The 23585-nt window shown below is 71.2% G+C and carries 20 protein-coding genes; 11 read left to right on the forward strand and 9 right to left on the reverse strand.

Annotated features, from left to right (window positions below):
• Positions 1 to 101: 101 nt before the first annotated feature.
• From ADK67_RS09620 to ADK67_RS09635, 4 genes are read right to left on the reverse strand one after another with little or no spacing between them, the layout of a single operon-like run.
• Entirely contained in the window at positions 102 to 1127 is a 1026-nt protein-coding gene (locus ADK67_RS09620) for an endo-1,4-beta-xylanase (protein WP_053716046.1), read from the reverse strand.
• A 24-nt stretch (positions 1128 to 1151) separates the two neighbouring features.
• Positions 1152 to 1970: a carbohydrate ABC transporter permease gene (locus ADK67_RS09625; protein WP_053716047.1), complete on the reverse strand. Its 819-nt coding sequence runs from the start codon at positions 1968 to 1970 to the stop codon at positions 1152 to 1154.
• Positions 1967 to 2788, reverse strand: coding sequence for a carbohydrate ABC transporter permease (locus ADK67_RS09630; protein WP_231648094.1), 822 nt, complete (start codon positions 2786 to 2788; stop codon positions 1967 to 1969). The genes ADK67_RS09625 and ADK67_RS09630 overlap by 4 nt, the downstream gene beginning before the upstream one ends.
• Before the next feature lie 32 nt (positions 2789 to 2820).
• Entirely contained in the window at positions 2821 to 4116 is a 1296-nt protein-coding gene (locus tag ADK67_RS09635) for an extracellular solute-binding protein (RefSeq protein WP_063797545.1), read from the reverse strand.
• Between the two features lie 195 nt (positions 4117 to 4311).
• Between ADK67_RS09635 and ADK67_RS09640 the strand changes: the two genes are divergently transcribed.
• Together ADK67_RS09640 and ADK67_RS09645 are read left to right on the forward strand one after the other, a co-directional pair.
• Positions 4312 to 5301, forward strand: a complete 990-nt coding sequence (locus tag ADK67_RS09640) for a LacI family DNA-binding transcriptional regulator (RefSeq protein ID WP_053716050.1) — start codon at positions 4312 to 4314, stop codon at positions 5299 to 5301.
• Positions 5295 to 7601, forward strand: coding sequence for a glycoside hydrolase family 3 N-terminal domain-containing protein (locus tag ADK67_RS09645; protein WP_053716051.1), 2307 nt, complete (start codon positions 5295 to 5297; stop codon positions 7599 to 7601). The genes ADK67_RS09640 and ADK67_RS09645 overlap by 7 nt, the downstream gene beginning before the upstream one ends.
• 194 nt (positions 7602 to 7795) lie before the next feature.
• On the opposite strand, the gene ADK67_RS09650 is transcribed toward ADK67_RS09645, so the two are convergent.
• Positions 7796 to 8764, reverse strand: coding sequence for an acetylxylan esterase (locus ADK67_RS09650; protein WP_053716052.1), 969 nt, complete (start codon positions 8762 to 8764; stop codon positions 7796 to 7798).
• Positions 8765 to 8867: 103 nt separating this feature from the next.
• Here ADK67_RS09650 and ADK67_RS09655 point away from each other — a divergent pair, with 103 nt between their 5' ends.
• The 4 genes from ADK67_RS09655 (at position 8868) to ADK67_RS09670 (ending at position 13597) form a co-directional block, all read left to right on the forward strand.
• A complete protein-coding gene (locus ADK67_RS09655; protein WP_053716053.1) occupies positions 8868 to 9893 on the forward strand; it encodes a LacI family DNA-binding transcriptional regulator in 1026 nt (341 codons plus the stop codon).
• Positions 9894 to 10371: 478 nt separating this feature from the next.
• Entirely contained in the window at positions 10372 to 11991 is a 1620-nt protein-coding gene (locus tag ADK67_RS09660; RefSeq protein ID WP_053716054.1) for a cellulase family glycosylhydrolase, read from the forward strand.
• An 11-nt stretch (positions 11992 to 12002) separates the two neighbouring features.
• Positions 12003 to 13094, forward strand: coding sequence for a cellulose binding domain-containing protein (locus tag ADK67_RS09665; RefSeq protein ID WP_053716055.1), 1092 nt, complete (start codon positions 12003 to 12005; stop codon positions 13092 to 13094).
• A 92-nt stretch (positions 13095 to 13186) separates the two neighbouring features.
• On the forward strand, positions 13187 to 13597 hold the full coding sequence (locus ADK67_RS09670; RefSeq protein ID WP_053716056.1) for a J-domain-containing protein: 411 nt from the start codon (positions 13187 to 13189) through the stop codon (positions 13595 to 13597).
• Here the strand turns inward: ADK67_RS09670 and ADK67_RS09675 are convergent.
• Both ADK67_RS09675 and ADK67_RS09680 read right to left on the reverse strand, forming a co-directional pair.
• Entirely contained in the window at positions 13588 to 15798 is a 2211-nt protein-coding gene (locus tag ADK67_RS09675; protein ID WP_053716057.1) for a hypothetical protein, read from the reverse strand. The two genes, ADK67_RS09670 and ADK67_RS09675, sit on opposite strands and share 10 nt — an antisense overlap.
• A gap of 34 nt (positions 15799 to 15832) precedes the next feature.
• On the reverse strand, positions 15833 to 16384 hold the full coding sequence (locus ADK67_RS09680) for a TetR/AcrR family transcriptional regulator (protein ID WP_053716058.1): 552 nt from the start codon (positions 16382 to 16384) through the stop codon (positions 15833 to 15835).
• A gap of 92 nt (positions 16385 to 16476) precedes the next feature.
• Here ADK67_RS09680 and ADK67_RS09685 point away from each other — a divergent pair, with 92 nt between their 5' ends.
• Positions 16477 to 17187 carry an SDR family oxidoreductase gene (locus tag ADK67_RS09685; protein WP_053716059.1) on the forward strand — a complete coding sequence of 237 codons (711 nt, stop codon included), beginning with the start codon at positions 16477 to 16479 and terminating at the stop codon, positions 17185 to 17187.
• A 4-nt stretch (positions 17188 to 17191) separates the two neighbouring features.
• On the opposite strand, the gene ADK67_RS09690 is transcribed toward ADK67_RS09685, so the two are convergent.
• Positions 17192 to 17476, reverse strand: a complete 285-nt coding sequence (locus tag ADK67_RS09690) for a helix-turn-helix domain-containing protein (protein ID WP_053716060.1) — start codon at positions 17474 to 17476, stop codon at positions 17192 to 17194.
• A 36-nt stretch (positions 17477 to 17512) separates the two neighbouring features.
• Positions 17513 to 18097: a GNAT family N-acetyltransferase gene (locus tag ADK67_RS09695; RefSeq protein ID WP_082403331.1), complete on the reverse strand. Its 585-nt coding sequence runs from the start codon at positions 18095 to 18097 to the stop codon at positions 17513 to 17515.
• A gap of 338 nt (positions 18098 to 18435) precedes the next feature.
• On the opposite strand from ADK67_RS09695, the gene ADK67_RS09700 reads away from it, so the two are divergent.
• The 4 genes from ADK67_RS09700 (at position 18436) to ADK67_RS09715 (ending at position 23581) form a co-directional block, all read left to right on the forward strand.
• Positions 18436 to 19380: a hypothetical protein gene (locus ADK67_RS09700; protein WP_053716061.1), complete on the forward strand. Its 945-nt coding sequence runs from the start codon at positions 18436 to 18438 to the stop codon at positions 19378 to 19380.
• A 447-nt stretch (positions 19381 to 19827) separates the two neighbouring features.
• A complete protein-coding gene (locus ADK67_RS52320) occupies positions 19828 to 21819 on the forward strand; it encodes a pectinesterase family protein (RefSeq protein WP_197289351.1) in 1992 nt (663 codons plus the stop codon).
• Entirely contained in the window at positions 21816 to 22691 is an 876-nt protein-coding gene (locus ADK67_RS09710; protein WP_053716062.1) for a carbohydrate ABC transporter permease, read from the forward strand. Before ADK67_RS52320 ends, ADK67_RS09710 begins: the two co-directional genes overlap by 4 nt.
• Entirely contained in the window at positions 22688 to 23581 is an 894-nt protein-coding gene (locus ADK67_RS09715; protein ID WP_053716063.1) for a carbohydrate ABC transporter permease, read from the forward strand. Before ADK67_RS09710 ends, ADK67_RS09715 begins: the two co-directional genes overlap by 4 nt.
• Positions 23582 to 23585 lie beyond the last annotated feature (4 nt).

Below are 23585 nucleotides of genomic sequence, written 5' to 3' on the forward strand. Positions count from 1 at the left end.
GAACGTTCAGAACGCGCGTGTCGAACGTTCAGGTACCCCGAGTTCGTCGTTGGGGGAGGCTCGGGCCCACTGGGAGAGGTGCGGGCCCGAGCCGGGTCGGGTCAGTCCCGGCGGCTCGGGCCGCCGAACGAGAGGTCGTCGCGCAGGGCCCGGTGAGCGGGCTTGGCGGCGAAGTTCTCGTCGAGGATGTCGGCCGCACCTTCACCCTCGAACCACCCGGGCACCCAGGAGTACTTGTCCATGTACCCCCAGACCGTGAACGACAGGCAGCCGGGCGTCAGCAGGCACGCCCGCAGCAGCGAGCGGTACACGTTCGCCTGGGCCTCCAGCTTCACCGGGTCGGCCGGCATCGCCATCCGCACGTCGACCTCCGTCAGCGCGGTGTGCAACCCGAGGTCGGCGAACCGGCCCAGGTTCTCCCGCAGCGTCCGCGGCGCGCGCTCCACCGAGCAGTGCGCCTGCACGCCGACGCCGTGGATCGGCACGTCCTGTCGTGTCAGTTCTTGCACGAGGTCGTACACGCCGTCGCTCTTGGCGTTGACGTCCTCGACGTCGTAGTCGTTGTAGAACAGCAGCGCGTCCGGGTCGGCCTCGTGCGCCCACCGGAACGCGTCCGCGATGTAGCCGGGACCGAGCGCCCGCAGCCAGACGGTGTCGCGCAGCGACCCGTCCTCCTCGACCGCCTCGTTCACCACGTCCCACTGCCGGATCTCGCCCCGGAAGCGGCGCACGGTGGTCTGGACGTGGTCCTTCAGCACGGCGCCGAGCTCGTCGGCGGGCAGGTCCGCCAGCCACGCCGGGTTCTGGTTGTGCCAGACCAGCGTGTGGCCGCGCACGGTCTGCCGGTTGGCCCTGGCGAACGCGATCAGCTCGTCCGCCCGGTCCCAGTCGTGCTGCCCGCGGGTCGGCTCCAGCTCCGCCCACTTCATCTCGTTCTCGGCGGTGACGCTGTCGAACTGCGTCGCCACCCACTCCCGGTACACGTCGTCGTCGGCCAGCGCCGTCAGGTTGACCGCGGTGCCGAGGTCGAGGTCGTGCCGTGCCGCGAGCTGCCGGAGCGGGGGTTCCGCCGCCGCCACGGGGGCGACGGCGGAACCGGTGACCGGAACGGGCGGGCCGTCGGGCATGAGCGTCCCTCCAGTCCGGACGTGCTACTTGCCGAAACCGGCCGTGAGGCCGCTGAGCAGGAACCGCCGACCGATCAGGTACACCGCGAAGATCGGCAGCACGGACAGCGTCACGGCCGCGAGCAGCGCGGGCACGTTCGTGCCGAACTGCCCCTGGAAGTCCCACAACCCGAGGGTGAGCACCCGCGACGACTCCGACTGGGTGAGCACCAACGGGAAGAGGAACCCGTTCCACGCGTTGAGCGCCGTGTAGACGACCACGGTCATGATCGCCGGCCGCGCCAGCGGCAGGACCAGCGACACGAGCACCCGCAGCGGACCGGCGCCGTCGATCGCCTGCGCCTCGTACAGCTCACGCGGCACGTCGCGCAGGCTGTTGACCAGCACCAGCATCGCCACCGGCAGCGCGAACGCCGCCGTCGGCAGGATGATCGCGGTCAACGTGTCGTACAGCTGCATCCGCGTGATCATCAGGTACACCGGGATGATCGTGGCCTGCGCGGGGATCGCCAGCCCCATCAGCAGCAGGGTGAACCCCTTCTGCACGAACGGGCTGGTGTTGCGCACCACCGCGTACGCGGCGGGCACGGTCACCAGCACCACGATCGCCACCGTCGCGACGGTCACGATCACGTTGTTCAGCAGGTACTGGCCGAAGCCGCCGGTCAGCACGGTGACGTAGTTGTCCAGCGACAACGCGTCCGGCATCTCCCACACGCTCTTGCCGAGGTACTCGGCTCGGGAGCGCAGCGACACCGTGACCAGGTAGAGCAGCGGCCCGACGACGACGGCCAGCCACACCAGGGCGAAGATCCCGGCGGGCCAGTTGGGACGAGACTTCACGACCCCTCCTGCTGGCTGCTCATCTGGCGGAACCCGCTCCAGCGCATGACCGCCAGCGACAGCGCGGTGCCGAGGACGACCAGCACGACCGCGATCGCGCTCGCGTAGCCCATCTCGAACCCGCTGAAGCCGGTGATGTACATGTGCAGCGGCAGGATGCGGGTCGCGGTGCCCGGTCCGCCGTTGGTCAGGATCAGCACGGTGTCGAACGTGGTCAGCGAGCCGACCAGCATCAGCACCGACGACGTGACGATGGTGTAGCGCAGCTGCGGCAGCGTGATGTGCCGGAACTTGCTCACCCGTGACGCGCCGTCGATGGTGGCCGCCTCGTACAGCGAGGGCGGCACCGCCCGTGCCGCGCCCTGGTAGAGCAGGGTGTGGAACGGGACGAACTGCCACGAGATCACGAGCACCACCGTGTACAGCGCGATGTCGGGGTCACCCAGGAACAGCGGTCCGCCGACGAACGCGCCGAAGTTCGGCTCGAGCAGCGCCTGCCACAACAACGCGATGGCGGCCGTGGACAGCAGCAGCGGGAGGAAGAAGATCGAGCTGAGCACCGCCCGGGACCGCTGCTTGCCGGCCGCCCAGACCCCGACCAGCAACGCGATCGGGGTCTGGACGAGCCACGACACGACCATCAGCACCAGGGTCCGCCACACCGAGGCACGCGCCTCGCTGTCTTCGAGCAGCCGGGACCAGTTCTCGCCCCCGTTGAGCGCCGGTGTGCCCAACCCGTCCCAAGCGGTGAAGCTCAGGTAGATCACGAGCAGCATGGGCAACACGGCGAACAGGGCGAAGAATCCGAACGCCGGCACGGCATACCAGGCCGAAGGCCGCTGGGACGACATCAGCGCGCGGCCACCGCGTCGACGAACTGCTGCGGCGAGACCTTGCCCAGGAAGAACTCCTGGAGCTGGGTCAGCATGAACGTGGCGTCATCGGCCGGCAGGTCCTGGTCCCAGGACAGCTGGAAGTTCTTCGAGTCCAGCACCAGCTCGTAGATGAACGACGCGTACTCCGGGTTCGGCGACTTCTTCAGCTTCTCCTCGGCGCCCACCACCGGCGGGACGTCACCGGCCGCGACCAGCGCCTCGATGTAGGAGTCCTTGTGCAGCTCGGTGGTGACGAACTTCTTCGCCGCGTCCAGGCTCTTCGAGTCCTGGGTCGCCGAGTAGAAGTTGCTCACGTTGCCGACGAGGTTGCCCGCGTCGCCCTTGCCGCCGGGGATCGACGGGAACGCCACCCAGCCCAGGTCGCCGTTCTTCACGAAGTCCGGGCTCTGGTCGAGCTGGTTGGTGTACTCCCACGTGCCCATGAGGTGCATGGCGGCCTTGCCCTGCGCCAGGATGGTCGACGCGCCACCGGCGTCGTAGCCGACGGAGGCGAAGCTGCTGCCGAACGCGCCGCGGTCGATGAGGTCCTTGAGCTTGGTCATGGCCTCGACCACGGCCGGGTCCTTCCAGCCCTCCGGTCCCTTGTCCCGGATGTTCTGGAACACCTCGTGACCGGCCCAGCGGTCGAGCACGTACTCGGCCCACATCAGCTCGGTCCACGCCTGAGTGCCGGCGAGGGCGATCGGGGTGATGCCCTTCGCCTTGAAGGTGTCGACGGCCGTGAGCAGCTCGTCCCACGTCGTCGGCGGCTTCGCGCCCGCCTCGGAGAAGACCTTCTTGTTGAAGAACAGCAGCACGGGCTGCATGCCGCGCATCGGCACGCCGTAGTACTTGTCGCCGAGCTTCGCGCCGTTCAGGACGCTCGGGATGAACGCGTCCTTGGCGGCCTTGTTCTCCTCGAGCACCGAGGTCAGGTCGGCCACCTTGCCGGCGTCGACGTACTCCTTGAGGTTGCCACCGCCCCAGTTGAAGAACAGGTCGGGGGCCTGGGGCGACCCGATGGCGACCCGGAGCCGCTGCTTGTACGGGTCGTTGCCGAACGTCTCCAGCGAGGCGTTGCCGCCGGCCGCCTTGAACGAGTCGATCGACAAGTTCTCGATCTTGTTGAGCACCGGGTCTTCCAGTGCCCAGATCTTCAGTGCGCCGGCGTTGGTCTCGCCCGGACCGGACGTGCCACACGCGGACACCACTGCTGTCACGGCGACGAGCCCCATCGCGATGAGGGGACGCACCCATGAACGGCGGGACATGCGACCGCCACCCTTCTTGCCACGCTGCGGGAATTGTTCGTGGCATCGAAACATTTCGAAACATCCACGACTTGCGCAGACCTTAGGCGGGTGTCCAACCGGTGTCAAGCGTCACCATTCGGCGTGTCTAGGTGACGTTTCTGCACGTCAAGAGGTCACTCTTGTGTTTCGATCGAGTTTCGATACTATCGGCCCATGCGTCGAGCCACGTTGGCCACGATTGCCGCAGCAGCGGGGGTGTCTCTCCCGACGGTGTCCAAAGTCCTCAACGGGAAGGACGACGTCGGCGCGGAGACCAGGGCTCGTGTGCGGCAGTTGCTCGCCGAGTACGACTACGTGCCGGTGGGATCCCGGCGGGCCTCCGGCCACCTGCTGGTGGACCTCGTGTTCACCGCCCTGGACAGCCCCTGGGCGGTGGAGATCATCCGTGGTGTCGTCGACACCGGACTGCACGTCGTGGTGTCGTCCACGGACAAACCCCGTCAGCACACGTCGTGGGCGGCGTCGCTGGTCGAGGCCAGGCGCGCGGGCGCGCTCCTGGTCACCTCCCAGCTGACCGCCGCCGACCGCCGCGTGCTGGCCAACTCCCGCATCCCCGTCGTGGTCATCGACCCGGTCGACCTGCCGCAGCCGAACGTGCCCAGCGTCGGCGCGACGAACTGGGCGGGCGGCCTGGCCGCCACCGAGCACCTCCTGCGCCTCGGCCACCGCCGGGTCGGCGTCATCGGCGGACCGGCCGGGATGCTGTGCAGCCGCGCGCGGGTCGACGGCTACCGCGCCGCGCTCGACCGCGCGGGCATCGCGTTCAATCCCGAGCTGGTCAAGCACGGGGACTTCAAGCACGAGGGCGGGTTCCGCCGCGCGGCCGAGCTGCTGGCGCTGCCGGACCGGCCGACGGCGATCTTCGCCGGCAACGACGAGCAGGCATTAGGCGTGATCGAGGCGGCCCGCGTCGTCGGGCTGTCCGTGCCGCACGACCTGAGCGTGGTCGGCTTCGACGACCTGCCGGTCGCGGTGTGGTCCTCGCCCGCCCTCACCACCGTGCGCCAGCCACTCACCGAGATGGGCCGCCACGCGGGCCGCATGCTCGCCGACCTGATCGCGGGTCGCCCCGTGGAGACCGAACGGGTGGAACTGGCCACCGAACTCGTCGTCCGATCGTCAACGAAGGAGCCGCCGTGCTGAACCCCTGGGCCGATCCCGGAAGGCCGACCGGTGAGCGGGTCGCCGCCCTGCTGGCCGAGCTGACCCTGGAGGAGAAGCTGGCCCAGCTGGTGGGCGTGTGGGTGGGAATCTCCGAGGGTGAGGAGGTCGCCCCCGCGCAGCACGAGTTCGCCGAGCCGCTGCCGCCGTGGGACGAGCTGACCAAGCCCGGCCTCGGTCAGCTGACCCGCGTGTTCGGCACCGGGCCGGTCGAGCCGCTGGTCGGCGCGAAGGTGCTGGCCGAGACGCAGCGCAAGCTGGTCGCCAACACCCGCTTCGGCATCCCGGCGATGGCGCACGAGGAGTGCCTGGCCGGGTTCACCGCGTGGCAGGCCACCGTGTTCCCCATCCCGCTCGCGTGGGGCGCCTCGTTCGACCCGGTGACGGTCGAGCGGATGGCACGCGAGGTGGGCCTCGTGATGCGCGACGTCGGTGTGCACCAGGGCCTGGCCCCGGTGCTGGACGTGTCGCGCGACCCGAGGTGGGGACGCACCGAGGAGACCATCAGCGAGGATCCGTACCTCGTCGGTCTCCTCGGTGCCGCCTACACCAAGGGCCTGGAGTCCAGCGGGATCGTGGCCACGCTCAAGCACTTCGCGGGCTACTCGGCCTCGCGCGGCGGGCGCAACCACGCGCCGGTGCACATGGGCCCGCGCGAGTTCGCCGACGTGGTGCTGCCGCCGTTCGAGATGGCGTTGCGCCTCGGCGGCGCGCGTTCGGTGATGAACTCCTACGCCGAGGTCGACGGCGTGCCCGCCGGCTCCGACCCGACCCTGTTCACCGACCTGCTGCGGGACAAGTGGGGCTTCGGCGGCGTGGTGGTCGCGGACTACTTCGCGGTGTCGTTCCTGGAGACCGCGCACGGCGTCGCCGGCTCGCCGGGTGAGGCCGCGTCGCTGGCGCTGGCCGCCGGCATCGACGTCGAGCTGCCCAGCGTGCGCTGCTACGGCGAGCCGCTGGCCGAGCTGGTGCGGTCCGGCCAGGTCGACGAGGCGCTGGTGGACCGCGCCGTCGTCCGCGTGCTGACCCAGAAGTGCGAGCTGGGCCTGCTGGACGAGGGCTGGCAGCCGGAGTCGCCCGCGGTGCTGCGCGGCGAGCCGGTCGACCTCGACCCGCCCGCGCTGCGCGACCTGGCCCGCACGATGGCCGAGCGTTCCGTCGTGCTGCTGGACAACGCCTCCGGCGTGCTGCCGCTGACCGACGCGGGCAAGCTCGCCGTGGTCGGCCCGTGCGCGGACGACCTGCTGGCGCTGATGGGCTGCTACGCGTTCCCGAACCACGTGGGCGTGCAGCACCCCGACGTGCCGCTCGGTGTCGAGATGGACACGATGCTCCAGGCGGTGCGCAAGGAGTTCCCGGGCGCCGACGTCACCAGCGCGAAGGGCTGCGAGGTCGACGGCGACGACCGGTCGGGCATCGAGGGCGCCGTCGCGGTGGCCCGCGAGGCCGACGTGGTGTTCGCCGTGCTGGGCGACCGGGCCGGGCTGTTCGGCCGCGGCACGTCCGGCGAGGGCTGCGACGCCGAGGACCTGAACCTGCCCGGTGTGCAGGGCGAGCTGCTGGCGGAGCTGCTGGCGCTGGACGTGCCGGTGGTGCTGGTGCTGCTGACCGGCCGCCCGTACGCGCTGGGCTCCTACCAGCCGGCGGCCGTCGTCCAGGCGTTCTTCCCCGGTGAGGAGGGCGCGGGCGCGGTCGCCGGCGTGCTCAGCGGTCGGGTCAACCCGTCGGGCAAGCTGCCCGTGCAGGTGCCGCGCGGCTCCGGCGGCCAGCCGACCACCTACCTGCACCCGCCGCTGGGCGGCCCGGGCGGGGTCAGCTCGGTCGACCCGTCGCCCGCCTACCCGTTCGGGCACGGCCTGTCGTACACGACGTTCGAGCTGTCCGACTTCGCCGCCGGCGCCGAGTTCCCGGTCGACGGCGAGGTCGAGGTGTCGTGCCTGGTGCGCAACACCGGCGACCGGTCCGGCGCCGAGGTCGTCCAGCTCTACCTGCACGACCCGGTGGCCAGCGTGACGCGTCCGGTGCGCCAGCTCGTCGGGTTCGCCCGGGTCGAGCTGGAGGCGGGCGCGGCCACCGAGGTGACGTTCCGGCTGCACGCCGACCGCACCTCGTTCACCGGCCGCGACGGCAAGCGGATCGTCGAGACCGGCGAGGTCGTGCTGCAGGTCGGCAACTCGAGCGAGGACATCCGCTGGCAGCACTCGGTGCGGATCACCGGCGAGCCGCGCGTGGTCGGCTACGACCGCGTGCTGGTGACCCCGGTGACCACCACGCCCCGCTGACCACCACCGGGCCTCGGCTGGCCGCGGGCGTGCACACGCTCGAGTTCCGGATGGTCGTGGTGGTCCAGAAGCTGGTCGTGGACACAGGTGGACCCGGGTGCAGTTGCCCGGGTCCCCCGGAGAGCCGCCGAGTCCACTGACCGGGCTGGGCCGTGAGGGGACTATGGCGGTGGTCCCCTCACGGCCCGCCAACCTCAGAGGTGCGCGCGCAGGTGGCGGAGCTTGCGCTCGTCGTGCACCCGCGGCGTGGTGTGGCCGCTGAACGGGAACACCGCCATCTCCTTCGGCGCGGTGATCTCGTTGTAGGCCGCGTACACAGTGGACGGCGGGCACACCTCGTCCATCAGGCCCACGCTCAGCAACGACGTCGCGGTGATCCGCTTGGCCAGCAACGCGCCGTCCACGTACCGCAGCGTGTCGCGGGCGGCCGGGATCAGGTCGACGTGCTGCGCCAGGAACTTGGCGATCTCCGCGTACGGCTCGGCGTCGGTCAGGGTGATGGCCCGCTGGAAGTCGCACAGGAAGGGGACGTCCGCGTGGCAGACCTTCACCGCCTCGCCGTTGAGCGCGGCGGCGGCCAGCGCCAGCCCGCCGCCCTGGCTGCCGCCGGACACCGCGATCCGCGTCTCGTCCACGCCGTCCAGGGAAGCGGCCACCTCCACGGCACGGGCGGCGTCCACCATCAGGCGCGTGACGTAGTAGGTCTCGGGGCTGGCGATGCCGCGCGTCATCACGCCGGGGTGCTCGGGACCCGCGAAGCCGGAGTCCGGGGTGGCGCCGAGCGTCCACCGCCCGCCCTGGCCGCGGGTGTCCATCACGAACACCGCGTAGCCGACGGACGGCAGCAGCGCGTGCTCCGACGGCAGGCCGCGACCGCCGCCGTAACCGATGTAGCAGACCACGGTCGGCAGCGGCTCGACGCCGGCGCCGGAGGGGCGGATGTACCAGCCGCGCACCCGGTCGCCGCCGTACCCGGAGAACTCGACGTCCCAGACGGCGAGCGGGCCGTAGGCGTCGGCCGCGTAAGGGGTGAGGACCGGCGGCAGGGCGGCGGCGTGGGCTTCGTCCAGCCGGGACTTCCACCACAGGTCCAGGTTGTCCGGCTCGGCGGTGTCGGTCCGGTACAGCGCCAGCTCCCGCTCGGAGAGGTCGAACCAGGGCACGGCGGTCCCCTTTCACGTAATCCGTTAAGCGCTTAATCACCCTACCGGGCTGAGCCACGCACACCGCGGCTAGACTCGATGATCACCGACCGAGGAGGCGCGGGTGGCAGGTGGTAAGCGTCCGACCATCTCGGACATCGCCAAGGCCGCGGGCGTGTCCACCGGCGCCGTGTCGTACGCGCTCAACAACCGGCCGGGCGTCTCGGAACCGACACGTCGTCGGATCATGGACATCGCCGACCGCCTCGGCTGGGTGCCCAGCAGCGCGGCGCGGTCGTTGAGCGACGGTCGGGCGAACGCGATCGGGCTCGTGGTCGACCGGCCCGCGCGGGTGATCGGCGTCGAGCCGTACTTCATGCAGCTGATCTCCGGGATACAGGTCGCGCTGGCCGGCGGGCCCACGTCGTTGCTGCTGCAGGTGACGGACAACTCGGCGGCCGAGCTGGCGGCGTACCGGCGGTGGTGGGGCGAGCGGCGGGTGGACGGCGTGCTGCTGGTCGACCTGGTGCAGAACGACCCGCGGGTGGAGCTGGTGCAGGAGCTGCGGCTGCCCGCGGTCGTGCTCGGCGAGCCCGTCGTGCCGGACATGCCGTGCGTGTGGACCGACGACGAGTTGGCCGTGGAGGAGGTGCTGGAGTACCTGGTGGCGTTGGGGCACCGGCGCATCGTCCGGGTCGCGGGGCCGACGAAGTTCGTGCACACCCAGACCCGTTCCCGCGCGTTCACCACCGCCGCGGCGCGGCTCGGCCTGCCCGACGCCCGCGTGGTGCACGCCGACTACTCCGACGAGGCCGCGGCCCGCGTGACCCGGCGCGTGCTGACGAGCGGCACGCCGCCGACCGCCTTGGTGTTCGACAACGACGTGATGGCCGTGTCCGCTCTCGGCGTCGCGCACGAGCTGGGCCTGACCGTTCCGGACCAGCTGTCCCTGGTGGCGTGGGACGACTCGGCCCTGTGCCGCCTGGTCCGCCCGGCCCTCTCGGCGGTCCGCCGCCCGATCGCCGAACGCGGCTCCGCCGCCGTGCGGCTGCTCCTCGACGTGATCAACGGCGCCCCGGCCGAACAGGTGAAGACCTCGGACCCGGAACTGGTCCCCCGCTCCAGCACCGCCCACCCCCCACCCTCCTAACCCCCACCTCTCGCGTGTCGAACCTCCAAGTCGCGCGTGTCCTACGTTCAGAACACGCGTGTCCTACGTTCCGGTCGCGCGTGTCCTACGTTCGGAACACCCGTGTCCCACGTTCAGGTTCGATCTTGCCGTCGTGCGGCGAAACCCCAGGTCGCGTGTTCTGAGCGTTGAACTCACGTGTTCTGAACGTAGGACACGCGCGACGCGAACGTAGGACACGCGCGTTCTGAAGGTAGGACACGCGCGTGCTGGGGGTGGTGGGTGGGGGAGAGGTGTAGGAGGATTGCGGCGAGTGTTCTGGGAGCGGTCCCAGAGGGCTTGGGAGAGGTGCCCGCAGGAGGTTGGGGCGGGGGAGGGTGGCGGCGAATGGGCCGTTGACACTTAAGCGGTTAATTGCTTTGGTGTTGGGGCCTGCCGCAGGCAGGCGCGCTGCCCTGCGCTCGCTACGTCAACGTCGACAACTACGCGAGGTACATCCATGCGCAAGCGATTCGCCTTGGTGGGCGCCGCCGTCGCCGCCTTGGTCCTGTCACTGCTCACGGTGACGCCGGCACACGCCGCGGCCGGGTTCACCGTCAGCAACGGGCGTCTCCTCGACGCCAACGGCAACGACTTCGTGATGCGTGGCGTGAACCACGCGCACACCTGGTACGCCGACCGCACCACCCAGGCGCTCAAGGACATCAAGGCCACCGGCGCCAACACGGTCCGCGTGGTCCTCAGCTCGGGCGACCGGTGGACCCTCAACACCGCCTCCGACGTCGCCAACGTCATCAGCCAGTGCAAGGCCAACAAGCTCATCTGCGTGCTGGAGGTGCACGACACCACCGGCTACCAGGAGCAGAGCGGCGCGGTCAGCCTGGCCCGGGCCGTGGAGTACTGGAAGAGCATCCAGAGCGCCATGACCGGCCAGGAGAAGTACGTCATCCTCAACATCGGCAACGAGCCGTGGGGCAACACGGGCTACACCGGCTGGACCCAGGCGACCAAGGACGCCATCACCTCGCTGCGCTCGGCGGGCTTCGAGCACACGATCATGGTCGACGCGCCGAACTGGGGCCAGGACTGGGACAACACCATGCGCGCCAACGCGGCCTCGGTGTTCGCCGCCGACCCGCACAAGAACACGGTGTTCTCCATCCACATGTACGGCGTGTACAACACGGCCGCCAAGGTCAACGACTACCTGAACGCGTTCGTCGCGGCGAAGCTGCCGATCGTGGTCGGCGAGTTCGGCCACGACCACTCCGACGGCAACCCGGACGAGGACACGATCTTCGCCACCACGCAGGCGCTGAAGCTGGGCTACCTGGCGTGGTCCTGGTCGGGCAACGGCGGCGGCGTCGAGTACCTCGACATGGTCACCGGCTTCAACGCCGCCCAGCTGACGACCTGGGGCCAGCGCGCGGTCAACGGCGCGAACGGCATCAAGGCCACCTCGCGCGAGGCCAGCGTCTACGGCGGCACCGGCCCGGTTGACACCACCCCGCCGTCCACGCCCGGCACCCCGGCCGCGTCCGGCGTCACGGCCACCGGCGCCACGCTGTCCTGGACCGCGTCCACCGACAACGTCGGCGTCACCGGCTACGACGTGGTGCGCGTCAGCGGCACCACCGAGACCGCCGCGGCCAGCACCGCCACGACGTCCGCGACCATCACCGGCCTGACCGCCAACACCACCTACACGTTCGCCGTGTACGCGCGGGACGCGGCGGGCAACCGCTCCACCCGCTCCGGCACGGTCAACGTCACCACCCAGTCCGGTGGCGGCGGCCCCGCGTCCTGCGCGGTCACGTACAAGGTCGCGGGCCAGTGGCAGGGCGGTTTCCAGGGCGACGTGAAGATCGCCAACACCGGCACGGCCGCGGTGAACGGCTGGACGCTGCGCTGGACGTGGGCCAACGGCCAGACGGTCAGCCAGTCCTGGGGCGCCACCACGACCCAGTCCGGTTCGACGCTGAGCGCGACCAACGTGTCCTACACCGGCACCATCCCGGCGAGCGGCTCGGTCAGCTTCGGCTTCATCGGGTCGTGGAACGGCACCAACTCGGCGCCCACCGCGTTCACCCTCAACGGCGCCGCCTGCACCACGGCCTAGAGGAGTCCACGATGTCGAGAAAAGCCGCTGTCGCGGCACTGTTAACGGCGTTGGCCACGCTCGTCGGCCTCTTGGTCGGCACGACCGGCCAGGCGGTCGAGGCCGCGGCGCCGACGCGGATCATGGCGCTCGGCGACTCGATCACCGGGTCGCCGGGCTGCTGGCGCGCCCTGCTGGACCGCGACCTGCGCGCGGCCGGGCACACGGACATCGACTTCGTGGGCACCCGCACCGGTGACGGCTGCGGTTTCGCCTACGACGGCGAGAACGAGGGCCACGGCGGCGCGCTGGTCACCGCGGTGGCCGACCAGAACCAGCTCGTCGGGTGGCTGGCCGCCACCAACCCGAACGTGGTGCTCATGCACTTCGGGACCAACGACGTGTGGAGCAACCGGTCGACCGCGACGATCCTGGCCGCGTACAGCAAGCTCGTCGACCAGATGCGCGCCAACAACGCGAGCATGGAGGTGATCGTCGCCAAGATCATCCCGATGGCGGCGAGCGCCTGCGCGGAGTGCCCCCAGCGGGTGGTCGACCTGAACGCGGCGATCACGGGCTGGGCGGCGGGCAAGTCCACCGCGCAGTCGCCGATCACCGTCGTGGACCAGTGGACCGGGTTCAACACCTCCGGTGACACCTACGACGGCGTGCACCCGAACGCGTCCGGTGATCGCAAGATCGCGGACAAGTGGTTCCCGGCCGTGGTGTCCGCGCTCAACGGCACCACGCCCACGTCCACGACAACGTCCACGACCACCACGACGACCACCACCACGACCACCACGACTTCCGTCCCCGGCGGGTCGTGCGACGTCGAGATCAAGGTCGTCAACCAGTGGCCGGGCGGGTTCACGGTGGAGATCACCATCCGCAACGCCGGCGCCTCGGCGACCCGCGGGTGGCGCATCGGGTTCACGTTCAACCCCGGGATGTCCCTCAACCAGGGCTGGAACGGCACCTTCACCCAGAGCGGCACGTCGGTGACGGTGTCCCACACGTCCTGGAACGGCGCCATCCCGCCGTCGGGCACGATCAAGATCGGCTTCAACGGCAGCGGTGACGCCACCGGCTGGGTGCCGGTGCCGATCTGCGCGCTGTCCTGACCCGACCCCGCGGTTGTGCCCCCCGAGCAGAGGGGCACAACCGCGGGCCCCACCCGCGCGACGCCGGTATCCTCGGCAGGGGGTGGTGCGTCGTGACCGAGCGCAAGCCGGCCGGTGTCGGCTTCGAGACGTGGATCGAGCGGCAGATCCGCGAGGCGCAGGACCGCGGGGACTTCGAGGACCTGCCGGGCGCGGGCAAGCCGTTGAAGGGGCTGCACGAGCCGCACGACGAGCTGTGGTGGGTGAAGGAGAAGCTGCGCCGCGAGGAGGGCACCGCGCTCCCGCCGACGCTGCTGCTGCGCAAGGAGGCCGCCGCCGCGCGCGAGGCCGCCGGGAAGGCCCGCACCGAGGCCGAGGCGCGGTCGATCCTGGCCGACATCAACGCCCGGATCGTCGAGGCGATCCGCAAGCCCATGTCGGGACCGCCGCTGAACCTGATGCCGTTCGACGTCGAGCACGTGGTGGCGCGGTGGCGCGCCGACCACCAGCCCGATCAGGGCTGACCGGGCCACTCGCCGACGGCCGGCTCCTCCAGCAGCGCGCTGGCGGCGACGAACGCCGCGGCCGACAGCGCGCCGTGCCCGTCGGCCAGCCTGCGGTACTCGCGCAACGCCGCCCGCGCGTCGCCGAGCCTGCGGTAGCTGTCGGCCACCAGGTACCTGGCCTGGTCGGCCCAGTCCGCCCAGCCGGCGTCCTCGGTGTCGCGCAGGTGCTCCAGCCAGTTCGCGGCACGCACGCCCGCGTCCACGGCGTCCTCGTATCGCCCGGCCGCGTGGTCGGCGTGCACGAGTTGGTACCACTGCTCGACCGTGTCGCCGCCGCGCAGCGCGGCCTGGCCGATCGCCTCGTTCAGGTCGTCGGCCGCGTCGGCGACCCGCCCGGCGTCGATCAGGTCGCAGGCCCGCAGGTACCGCAGCCGCGCGACGAGCCGGTCGGCGTCACGGGGCGGCCGGGCCAGGAGCCGCTCGACCACCGGGCCGTGGGCGTCCAGGTCGCGCAGCTGCTCCACGGCCTCCAACGCCTTCTCCGGCGCGCCCGCCTCGATCAACGCGTCCAGCGCGGCCGTCGCGGTGGCGGCCGACGGCCGGATCACGCCTTCGAGGAGCAGCAGCGTCCCCGTCGCGAGCAGGTCGCCCGCCGCCTCCGCGTGCCGCTTGCCCCGCGACAACGCCGCCAGCGCCTCGGCGTGCCTGCCCTGGCCCGCCAGCACGTACGCCAGCCAGTGCTCGGCCCACGCGCAGTCCCCGTCGTCTCCCGAGTCGCGTAATCGGGTGGCGGCGTCGGCGGTGGCGGCGACGCCCTCCTCGACCCGGCCGTCGTGCGCGATCCACAGGCCGAGCCACGACTGGGTGAGCAACGCGCGCCGTTCGTCGCCGTGCCGCCGGTGCACGTAGGCCGCCCACCGCAACGAGCGCTCGGTCTCCGGACCCTGGAAGAACTTCGCCCACAGCTCGATCCGCCGCGCGCGCAGGTGCTCGGGCAGGTCGTCGGACAGCACGGTCAGGCACGCCCTGGCCTCGTCCGGCTCGCACCGCAGGTCGTGGCGGTGCGCGCGGTCCAGCACCGCTTCGTCGGACAGGCCGGGCGGCGGCAGCACGCGCAGCGGCGCCCGGCTGGTCGGGCTCAGCGGGACGAAGTCCGCCAACGGCTCGGCGGCCAGCCTGGCGCGGATCCGGTCGCCCTGCGCGGAGTGCCCGTTGCGCCGGTCGAACCGGTCGGCCAGGTCCAGCGCGAGCCGCCGCATCCGGGCCGCCAGCACGTGGAACGGCACCGAGTTCGGGTCGTCGGGGCCGAGGTCGAGGGCGGTGTCGCCGCGGCCCGCGCGCACCTGCGCGTCGGCCAGCACCGCCACCGCGGTGGCGTACTCCATGGTGGCGAACGGCCGTTGCCGAGCCTCGAACCCGCGCAGGGACGCGAGCCAGTCGACGCCCGCCGCCGCGTTGCCGGTCAACGCGCAGAACTCGATCACCCGCGCGTGGTGCTCCAGCGAGTGGAACTCGCCCGCCATGCCGCGCAGCAGCCGCCGGTACGCCAGGATCGCGTCCGCCCACGCGCCCGCCCGCGCCAGCGGCAGCAGCATCAGGCACCGCGCCAGCACCACGGGCTCGTCGGACACGGCCGGGTCGGCCAGCATCGGCGCGGCGAGCGCGTGCGCGCGGGCGTCGTCGCCGCGGGCCAGGAAGTGGTCGATCCCGGTCACGTGCAGCCACCGGTCGTCCCCGTCGGTCGGCGCGGTGGCGGTCCAGCGGAGGTAGGCCTCGTCGGCGGCGGCCAGGTCGCCGAGGTGCGCGGCCACGCCCCGGCGGGCGGAGTGGACCTCGTGCCACGGCAGGCCGGCCGCGGTGAACCGCCGTTCCAGGCCGTGCAGCGCCGCCCGGATGTCGGCCACGCCGTAGTCGGGGAAGTCGACCATGCACTCGACGAGCCAGGCGTGCCACCGCAGCAGGTCGGCCTCGTCGGCCGGGTCGAACCGCGCGGGCCGCCGGTCGTAGGCGTCGAGGCACTCCCGGAACAGCTGGTAGACCTGCTCCCACCGCCCGTCCAGGCGGTGCGCGTCGGCGAGGAGCCTGCGCGACACGTAGGTCGCCCGCGGCACGTCGCCGAGGTCGGCCCGGCGGACGGCGTCCTCCAGCAACGCGGTCCTCGCGTCGTCGTGCTCCATGGCCTGCGCCTCGCGCAGCGACAACCACAACTCCGAGTCCATCGGCGATCCGTCCCCCGGTCTGGTCACGGCGCGGTCAGACGACCCCGGCCGCGTCGAGCAGCGCCGTCGCGGTGGTGACGCCGAGGCCGGCCAGCGGTTCGGCCCGCATCACCGCGCGTGCCGCCGCGCCGTCGAACACCATCGTCAGCTGCGCGGCCAGCGTGTCCGGGTCCGCCGCGCCCGCCGTGCGCGCCTCGGCGGCGAAGAAGTCGGTCATGGCCTGCTTGTGCCTGCGGGCCACGGCGTTGGCCGGGTGCGTGGCGTCCTTGAGCTCGGTCGCCGTGGCGACCAGGGGGCAGCCCCGGTAGGTCGGTTGGCCGGTCAGCCCGTCCTGCGCGCGGAACACGTGCAGGATCCGCTCGCGCGGTGTGCCGCCGTCCGGGGGGCGCAGCACGGCCTCGTAATCGGGGGCGCGCCGGTCGAGGCTGGCCGCGATCAGCTCGTCCTTGCTGTCGAACAGCAGGTACATCGACCGCTTGGAGACGCCGGCGGCCTTGCACAGCGCGTCGACGCCCACACCGACGCCTTCCCGGTAGAACAGCTCGCCCGCCGCGTCCAGCAGGCGGTCCCGTGGGGTGGTGGTCACACCTTGCAGGTTACCCGCGAGGTTGCGGGGAGGAAACCGATCGGTCTACAGTCAGTGGAAACAGATCGGTTTCCGTACTTGGAGGGATTGGCATGACCACGATCAACGGTGCGACCGCACTGGTCACCGGCGGCAACAGGGGCATCGGCAAGGCCCTGGTCGCGGCCCTGTACGACCGGGGTGCGCGGAAGGTCTACGCCACCGCGCGCGACCCGCGCACCGTCACGCACCCGGACGCCGTCCCGCTCGCGCTGGAGGTCACCGACCCCGACTCGGTCGCCGCCGCGGCGGCCGCGGCCGACGACGTGACCATCGTGATCAACAACGCGGGCGGGCTGGTGCGGGCGTCGTTCCTGGACTCGCCGCTGGACGACGTCCGCCGCGAGTTCGAGACCAACTTCTACGGCCCGCTCCACGTGGCCCGCGCGTTCGTGCCGATCATCGAGCGCAACGGCGGCGGGCACCTGCTCAACGTCGCCTCCGTCCTGTCCTGGGCGGCGATCAGCGGCTCGTACAGCGCGTCGAAGGCCGCCCTGTGGTCGCAGACCAACTCCCTGCGCCTCGACCTGCTCCCGCGCGGCATCCAGGTCACCGGGCTGCACGTCGGCTACGTCGACACCGACATGACCGCCGGTCTCGACGCGCCCAAGAGCGATCCCCGCGACGTCGCGGAACGCGCGTTGGACGGCATCGAGTCCGACGCCTTCGAGGTGCTGGCCGACGAGCTCACGCGCCAGGTGAAAGCCGCGCTGGCACAGGACATCGCCGTGCAGTACCCGGCTCTCGCGGGTGCGGACCGGTAGTCCGTCAACCGCCCCGGCGGGTGCGCCTGGCGATCGCCGCCGCCTGTTCCAGCTCCTGCTGGGGCGTGTCGAGGACGCGGCCGAGCCAGGCGCGCCAGTACGGGCCGGGTATCCGCTTGCCGCGTTCCCAGCGGGACACCTCTTCCCTGGTGATGCTGACGTTGCCGGACGCCGCGTGCAGTCGTTCCGCCAGGTCGTACTGGGTCAGGCCGCGTCCGCGCCGCAGTTCGGGGAGGACGGCGCTGATCGGTCTCGGTCGGCGTTCCTCGTCAGGTGCGGGTCGGGGCACTGCGGGCGGACCTCCTCGGGTGCGGGCGGGATCGGGTCATCGTCCCACTCGGGGACGCGCGGTCGTTCGGGCAAAGCGGTGACGTTCGGCGGGGAAGTGGTCCGGTCCGGTTGACGGAAGTGGCACCGACCAGTCCACTGTGGACCCGCCGCTCAACCGGACCGCGCCTGCCGCGCGCAGCATCCGGGCGACGGCGCGGTGGCCCGCCAGGTGCGTCGCGGTGAACCGGTCGAACCCGTTGGCGGACGCGGAAGACGCGAGCCGGGCCACCATCGCGGTGGCCAGGCCCACGCGCCGCCACGGCGGGGCGACCACCACCGCGACCTCGGCCGCGCCGGGCTCGCCGGTCGCCTCGTAGCGCGCGATCGCCACACCCCGACCGGTGGTGTCACGGGCGACGATCGCGCACCGGCGCACGTGGTCCAGGTCGGTGAGGTGGGTGAGGAGCGCGGGCGTGACCGGCGGCGCCGCGCCGCAGAACCGCTGGAACAGCGTGTCCACGTCCGCGTTCCGCAACGCCTCCGCCAGCTCCTCGCGGTCGGCGGGCGTCACGGGCGTCAACCGCACGTGCCGCCCGTCGGCCAGCCGCAGGGCTCGCGCGTCCGGTGATCTCGTTGGCATGGAATGTCACTCCTGTCGACGACGACCGCGGGCAGCCACGCCGTCGGAGCTGCTGGTGGGGAGGGGCGCGAGGGGTGCGCGCCCGGATCGGCCACCGGCCCGGATCGGCCACGAGTGCGCCCGAAGCCGCGCGGAAACCGATCACCCCTCGATTTTGGCCCCGTCACGGCCGCCGGCGCAGGGGGCCAATGCGCGTCCTTCGCACCGGCGCGGGCGCCGATCGCGAACCCCTGACGGCGGATCCCGCCGGGGTGGCGCCACTGTCACCCTGGGTACCCCGCAGCCACATGCCAGTTGGATCCCTCTCCACCGCTCTAGTGGAATTGCGAGGTGCGGCGATGGCAGAACCTCAGCACGTCCCGGCACACATCGGGGTCGCGGACGTGGAGCGCTTGGCGGCCGAGACCGAACGCCTGCGCGGCGTGGACTACCGGCGGGGTGGCGGCGCGTGCCGCGAGTCGGCGATCGAGTGCGCGACGCGGCACGACCGGCTGCTGGACGCCGCCGCACCGGGCACCGTGCGCCGGCGGCTGCTGGTCGCGTTGGCCGACCTGCACAACCTGGCCGCGTGGACGTGCTTCGACACCGGCTTCGAGGACACCGCCACACGGCACTGGGACCTGGCGCTGGGGATGGCGGTGGAGGCCGGGCACCACGACCTGGCGGCCAACATCCACTACCGCGTCGGCCGACTGCGGCTGCACGGCGGCAGGCGGCGCGAGGCGCTGGAGGCGTTCTCGGCCGGGCTGGTCGCGGCACGCCGAGCGGGTTCACGGCGTGCCGTCGCGATGTTGCGCGCGAACCAGGCGTGGGCGCACGCGGGGCTGGGGGACGAGGCCGAGGCGGTGCGGCTGCTGAACCTGGCGCACGACGAGTTCGCGCGCGCGTCCGGCCCGGCGCCGGGGTGGGCGCGCTTCTTCGACGAGCCGGACCTGTGCGGGTTGACCGGCGTGGTGCTGACCGACCTGGCCCGGACGGTCGACCCGGCGCACACCGCGCCCGCGATCGACTCGCTCACCGCCGCCGTGGCCGGCTACTCGGCGGGCATGACGCGCAGCCGCGCGTTCAGCCTGATGGCGTTGGCCGCCAACCACTTGGTGGACGGGGACTGCGACCAGGCGGCCGACGTGGGCGGGCAGGCCCTGGCGCTGGCGGGCGCGATCCGCTCGACCCGCGTCGCCGACCGGCTGCGCCCGCTGCGCCGGCTGGCCGACCGCCACCCCGGCAACCCGCACGCCCGGACCCTGTCCGCCCGCGTCGCCGCCTTCACCCCGCCGGTCTGACGGCCCGTCCGCGTCCGCCCGGCACCGGTTCCGCCATCCACACCGCCCCCGACCCGGACCAGGGTCGGGGGCGGCTCACGTCGTGCGGGCCCCGCAGTGGGCCGGTCGCGCCATCGAATTCGACTCGAATTCGACGATCCGTCGAATCCCGTGGTCGAACGACAATCGAACGACGTTACGTCGTTGACGTGTGGCGGACACTTTCGCAATACTCTGTTCGCACATCTGGAACGTGTTCACATTTATGAACAAATTCGCCGGGGAAGGCCCCTCGTCATGCGGATACTCAGTACTGCGCTCGTGCTTTCCTGCGCCCTTGGCGTGATCGCGGCAGCACCCGCGCACGCAGGCCATGACCTGGGGAGACAGGTTCTCCAACCCGGTGACGGCTGGGCTTCGAGCGGCACCGGGACCACCGGTGGATCGGCTGCGACCACCGAACACGTCGTGCGCACGGCGGCGGAACTGCGGGCCGCCCTGGCGGCGCCCGCGCCGCGCCTCATCAAAGTGCGCGGCGTAATCGACGTCAGGGCTGATTGCGCAACATATGCCACGGACGGCTACACGCTCGCGGGCTATTTGGCCGCATACGACCCCGCCGTTTGGGGGCGTGACACCGAGCCGAGCGGCCCACTGGAGGACGCCCGCGCCGCGTCCGCCCGCCGCCAGGCCGAGGCCATCTCCTTCGCCGTCGGCTCCGACACGACGATCGTCGGCGACGGCAAGGGCGCGGGCATCACCGGCGCGAGCATCCGGATCCACGGCGCCACGAACGTGATCATCCGCAACCTCACGTTCCGCGACACCCGCGACTGCTTCCCGCAGTGGGACCCGACCGACGGCGCCACCGGCAACTGGAACTCCGACTACGACGCGGTCTCCCTCAACCGCGCCACGAACGTGTGGGTCGACCACAACACGTTCACCGACCAGCCGTTCCCGGACAGCGCGGCGCCGGAGCACTTCGGCCGCCCCTTCCAGCAGCACGACGGCTCGCTCGACATGACCAACGGCACCGACCTGGTCACCGCGTCGTACAACCTGTTCTCCGACCACGGCAAGACGATGCTCATCGGCTCGTCGAACACTTCGACCACCGACCCCGGCAAGCTCCGGATCTCGGTGCACCACAACGTGTTCCGCAACGTCGAGGAACGCCTGCCGCGCGTCCGCTTCGGCCAGGTGCACGTCTACAACAACCTGTACGAGCCCGGACCGACGTTCACCTACGCGTGGGGCGTCGGCGTGCAGTCGAAGCTGTACGTGGAGAACAACTACGTCAAGCTCGCCGGCGGCGGCGCGGTCGAGGACCTGATCTACAACTGGGGCGGCACGGCCATCACCGAGGTCGGCACGCTCGTCGACGGGCAGCCGGTCGACGTGCTCGACGCGTTCAACGCGGCCAACCCGACCGCGCAGCTCGCCGGCGACGCCGGCTGGACGCCCCAGTTCACCCTCGGCCTGGAAGCCACGTCCCGGGTGAAGAACCTCAAGGCGGGCGCCCAGCAGCGCGAGCGCTACCACGTCGCCAAGGGCACGGACTTCGACACCGTGCAGGCCGCGATCGACGCCGCACCGCCGGGCACCACCATCACCATCGGCAAGGGCGTGTACCGCGAGGTCGTCCGGGTGCCCGCGACCAAGCCCGACCTGACCCTCAAGGGCTCCACCGGCACCGCGCGCGACGTCGTCATCGACTACGACAACGCCAACGGCACCAAGAAGCCCGACGGCACGACCTACGGCACCACCGGCTCGGCCACCGCCACCATCGAGGCCGACGGCTTCACCGCGCGCGACCTGACGTTCAGCAACTCGTTCGACCGGGCCGCGCACCCCGAGATCACCAACACGCAGGCCGTCGCGGTGAAGGCGACCGGCGACCGGCAGTACTACGACCGCGTCCGCTTCCTCGGCCACCAGGACACCCTGTACGCCGACACGCGCGCCGTGGGCACCAAGGCCCGCCAGTACTACCGGGGCAGCGAGATCGTCGGCGACGTCGACTTCATCTTCGGCCGCGCCACCGCCGTGTTCGACCAGGTCACCATCAGGGCGCTCGACCGGGGCGGCGACCCCAACGGCTACCTCACCGCTGCCAGCACCCGCCGCGACAACCCCCACGGCTTCCTGATCATGAACTCCACGATCCTCAGCGACGCACCCGCGGGCACCTACTACCTCGGCCGGCCCTGGCACCCCGGCGGCGACCCCGACGCCATCGCGTCCGTCGTCATCCGCGACACCAAGCTGCCCGCCGCGGTGAAGACCGCGCCGTGGACCGACATGTCCGGCTTCTCCTGGCGCGACGCCCGGTTCGCCGAGTTCCGCAACTCCGGCCCCGGCGCCACCCCCGGCGCGGACCGGCCCCAGCTGACCCACGACCAGGCCTCACAGCACACCCTCCGCGCGTACCTCGGCGACTGGAACCCCGCATGAGGACACGCACCTGGGCGCCCTACGCCCTGATCGCACCGACGCTGGTGCTGATGGCGATCTTCCTGGTCTACCCGATCGGGAGCGTCGTCTACTACAGCCTCCAGCGGTACAACGTCACGCAGCCGTGGAAGAACGGCTTCGCGGGGCTGGACAACTTCAAGCAGATGCTGTTCGACGACCCGCTGTTCTGGCAGAGCCTCGCGTTCAGCGCCAAGTGGGTGGTCGTCGAAGTCGGGCTGCAACTGCTGCTCGGGCTGATCCTGGCCCTGATCGTGAACGAGACGTTCATCGGCCGGGGCATGGCGCGGGCGCTGGTGTTCTCGCCGTGGGCGGTGTCCGGCGTGCTCACCACCGGCATCTGGATCCTGCTGCTCAACCCGTCCACCGGCATCTTCCAGGAGCTGTCGAACCTCGGCATCGGCTCGCCGGGCACCTCGGTGCTCGGCAACCCCGACACGGTGTTCGACGCCCTCGTGGTGACCGAGCTGTGGCGCGGCGTGCCGTTCTTCGCGATCCTGCTGCTCGCCGACCTCCAGAGCATCCCCAAGGACCTCTACGAGGCGGCGTCCGTGGACGGCGCGAGCCGGTGGCGGCGCTTCACCAGCGTCACCCTGCCGCACCTGAAGGACGCGATCATCCTGTCGACGCTGCTGCGCGCGGTGTGGGAGTTCAACAACGTCGACCTCATCTACACCCTGACCGGCGGCGGCCCCGCGAACCAGACCACCACGCTGCCGCTGTACGTGGCCAGGCAGGCCGTCGACTCGCACAACTTCGGGTACGGCTCGGCGCTCACCGTGGCCGGGTTCCTGATCCTGCTGTTCTTCTCGATCGCCTACCTGAGGCTGTCGAAGTTCGGGAGTCGCGCATGACCGAGACGTTGACCCGGCGACCGGTGGACTCCGCGCCGCCGCCCCGGCAGCCGACGAAGAAGCGCCGCCGGGCCGTGGCCGAGGAGCCGGGCAAGCCGTGGATGATCCACGTGCCGCTGTTCCTGTACCTGCTGTTCACGCTCATCCCGTTCTACTGGATGCTGGTGTTCGCGGTTCGGCCGGCCGGTTCCACGCAGCTCGTGCCGTGGCCGATCTCGTTCGAGCACTTCGACACGGTGTGGAACGACATCGGGTTCGGCATCTTCTTCTACAACAGCGTGGTCATGGGCCTCGGCGTGCTCGTGTTCGTGACCATCCTGTCGGTGATGGGCGGGTACGCGCTGGCCCGGTTCAAGTTCCGCGGCCAGCGGGTGTTCCTGCTGGCGATGCTGTGCAGCCAGTTCATCCCCGGCGCGATGATGCTGATCCCGCTGTTCGTCATCTTCAAGGGCCTCGGGCTGCTCAACAGCATCACCGGCCTGGTCATCGCCGAGGTGGCGTTCCAGCTGCCGCTGTCGCTGATCCTGATGAGCGGCTTCATCCGCAACATCTCCGTGGAACTCGAAGAAGCCGCCATGGTCGACGGCTGCTCGCGCCTGCGCGCGTTCTTCGCCGTCGTCCTCCCACAGCTCAAGCCCGCCCTGGTGGCAGTCGGGTCGTTCGCGTTCATCGGCGCCTGGAACCAGTTCCTGTTCGCGCTGATGTTCGCCACGCGGCAGGACAAGTTCACCCTGCCGGTCGGCCTGAGCTACACGTTGGGTGAGTTCAACACCGACTTCGGAGCCCTCGCCGCCGGTGGCGTGGTCGCGGCCGTGCCGGTTGTCCTCGTTTTCGCCGTCGTGCAGCGGTTCCTGGTGCAGGGGCTCAGCGCCGGGGCTGTCAAGGGATAGGGAG

Source organism: Saccharothrix sp. NRRL B-16348 (assembly GCF_001280085.1).
Classification (GTDB): Bacteria; Actinomycetota; Actinomycetes; order Mycobacteriales; family Pseudonocardiaceae; genus Actinosynnema.

What these genes read in the sequence shown, in the direction of transcription:
- ADK67_RS09640 (WP_053716050.1), top strand. Translation starts at nt 4,312, where the DNA reads ATGCGTCGAGCCACGTTGGCCACGATTGCCGCAGCAGCGGGGGTGTCT.
- ADK67_RS09715 (WP_053716063.1), top strand. Translation starts at nt 22,688, where the DNA reads ATGACCGAGACGTTGACCCGGCGACCGGTGGACTCCGCGCCGCCGCCC.
- ADK67_RS09675 (WP_053716057.1), bottom strand. Translation starts at nt 15,798, where the DNA reads ATGGACTCGGAGTTGTGGTTGTCGCTGCGCGAGGCGCAGGCCATGGAG.
- ADK67_RS09710 (WP_053716062.1), top strand. Translation starts at nt 21,816, where the DNA reads ATGAGGACACGCACCTGGGCGCCCTACGCCCTGATCGCACCGACGCTG.
- ADK67_RS09635 (WP_063797545.1), bottom strand. Translation starts at nt 4,116, where the DNA reads ATGTCCCGCCGTTCATGGGTGCGTCCCCTCATCGCGATGGGGCTCGTC.
- ADK67_RS09665 (WP_053716055.1), top strand. Translation starts at nt 12,003, where the DNA reads ATGTCGAGAAAAGCCGCTGTCGCGGCACTGTTAACGGCGTTGGCCACG.
- ADK67_RS09685 (WP_053716059.1), top strand. Translation starts at nt 16,477, where the DNA reads ATGACCACGATCAACGGTGCGACCGCACTGGTCACCGGCGGCAACAGG.
- ADK67_RS09695 (WP_082403331.1), bottom strand. Translation starts at nt 18,097, where the DNA reads ATGCCAACGAGATCACCGGACGCGCGAGCCCTGCGGCTGGCCGACGGG.
- ADK67_RS09620 (WP_053716046.1), bottom strand. Translation starts at nt 1,127, where the DNA reads ATGCCCGACGGCCCGCCCGTTCCGGTCACCGGTTCCGCCGTCGCCCCC.
- ADK67_RS09700 (WP_053716061.1), top strand. Translation starts at nt 18,436, where the DNA reads ATGGCAGAACCTCAGCACGTCCCGGCACACATCGGGGTCGCGGACGTG.
- ADK67_RS09660 (WP_053716054.1), top strand. Translation starts at nt 10,372, where the DNA reads ATGCGCAAGCGATTCGCCTTGGTGGGCGCCGCCGTCGCCGCCTTGGTC.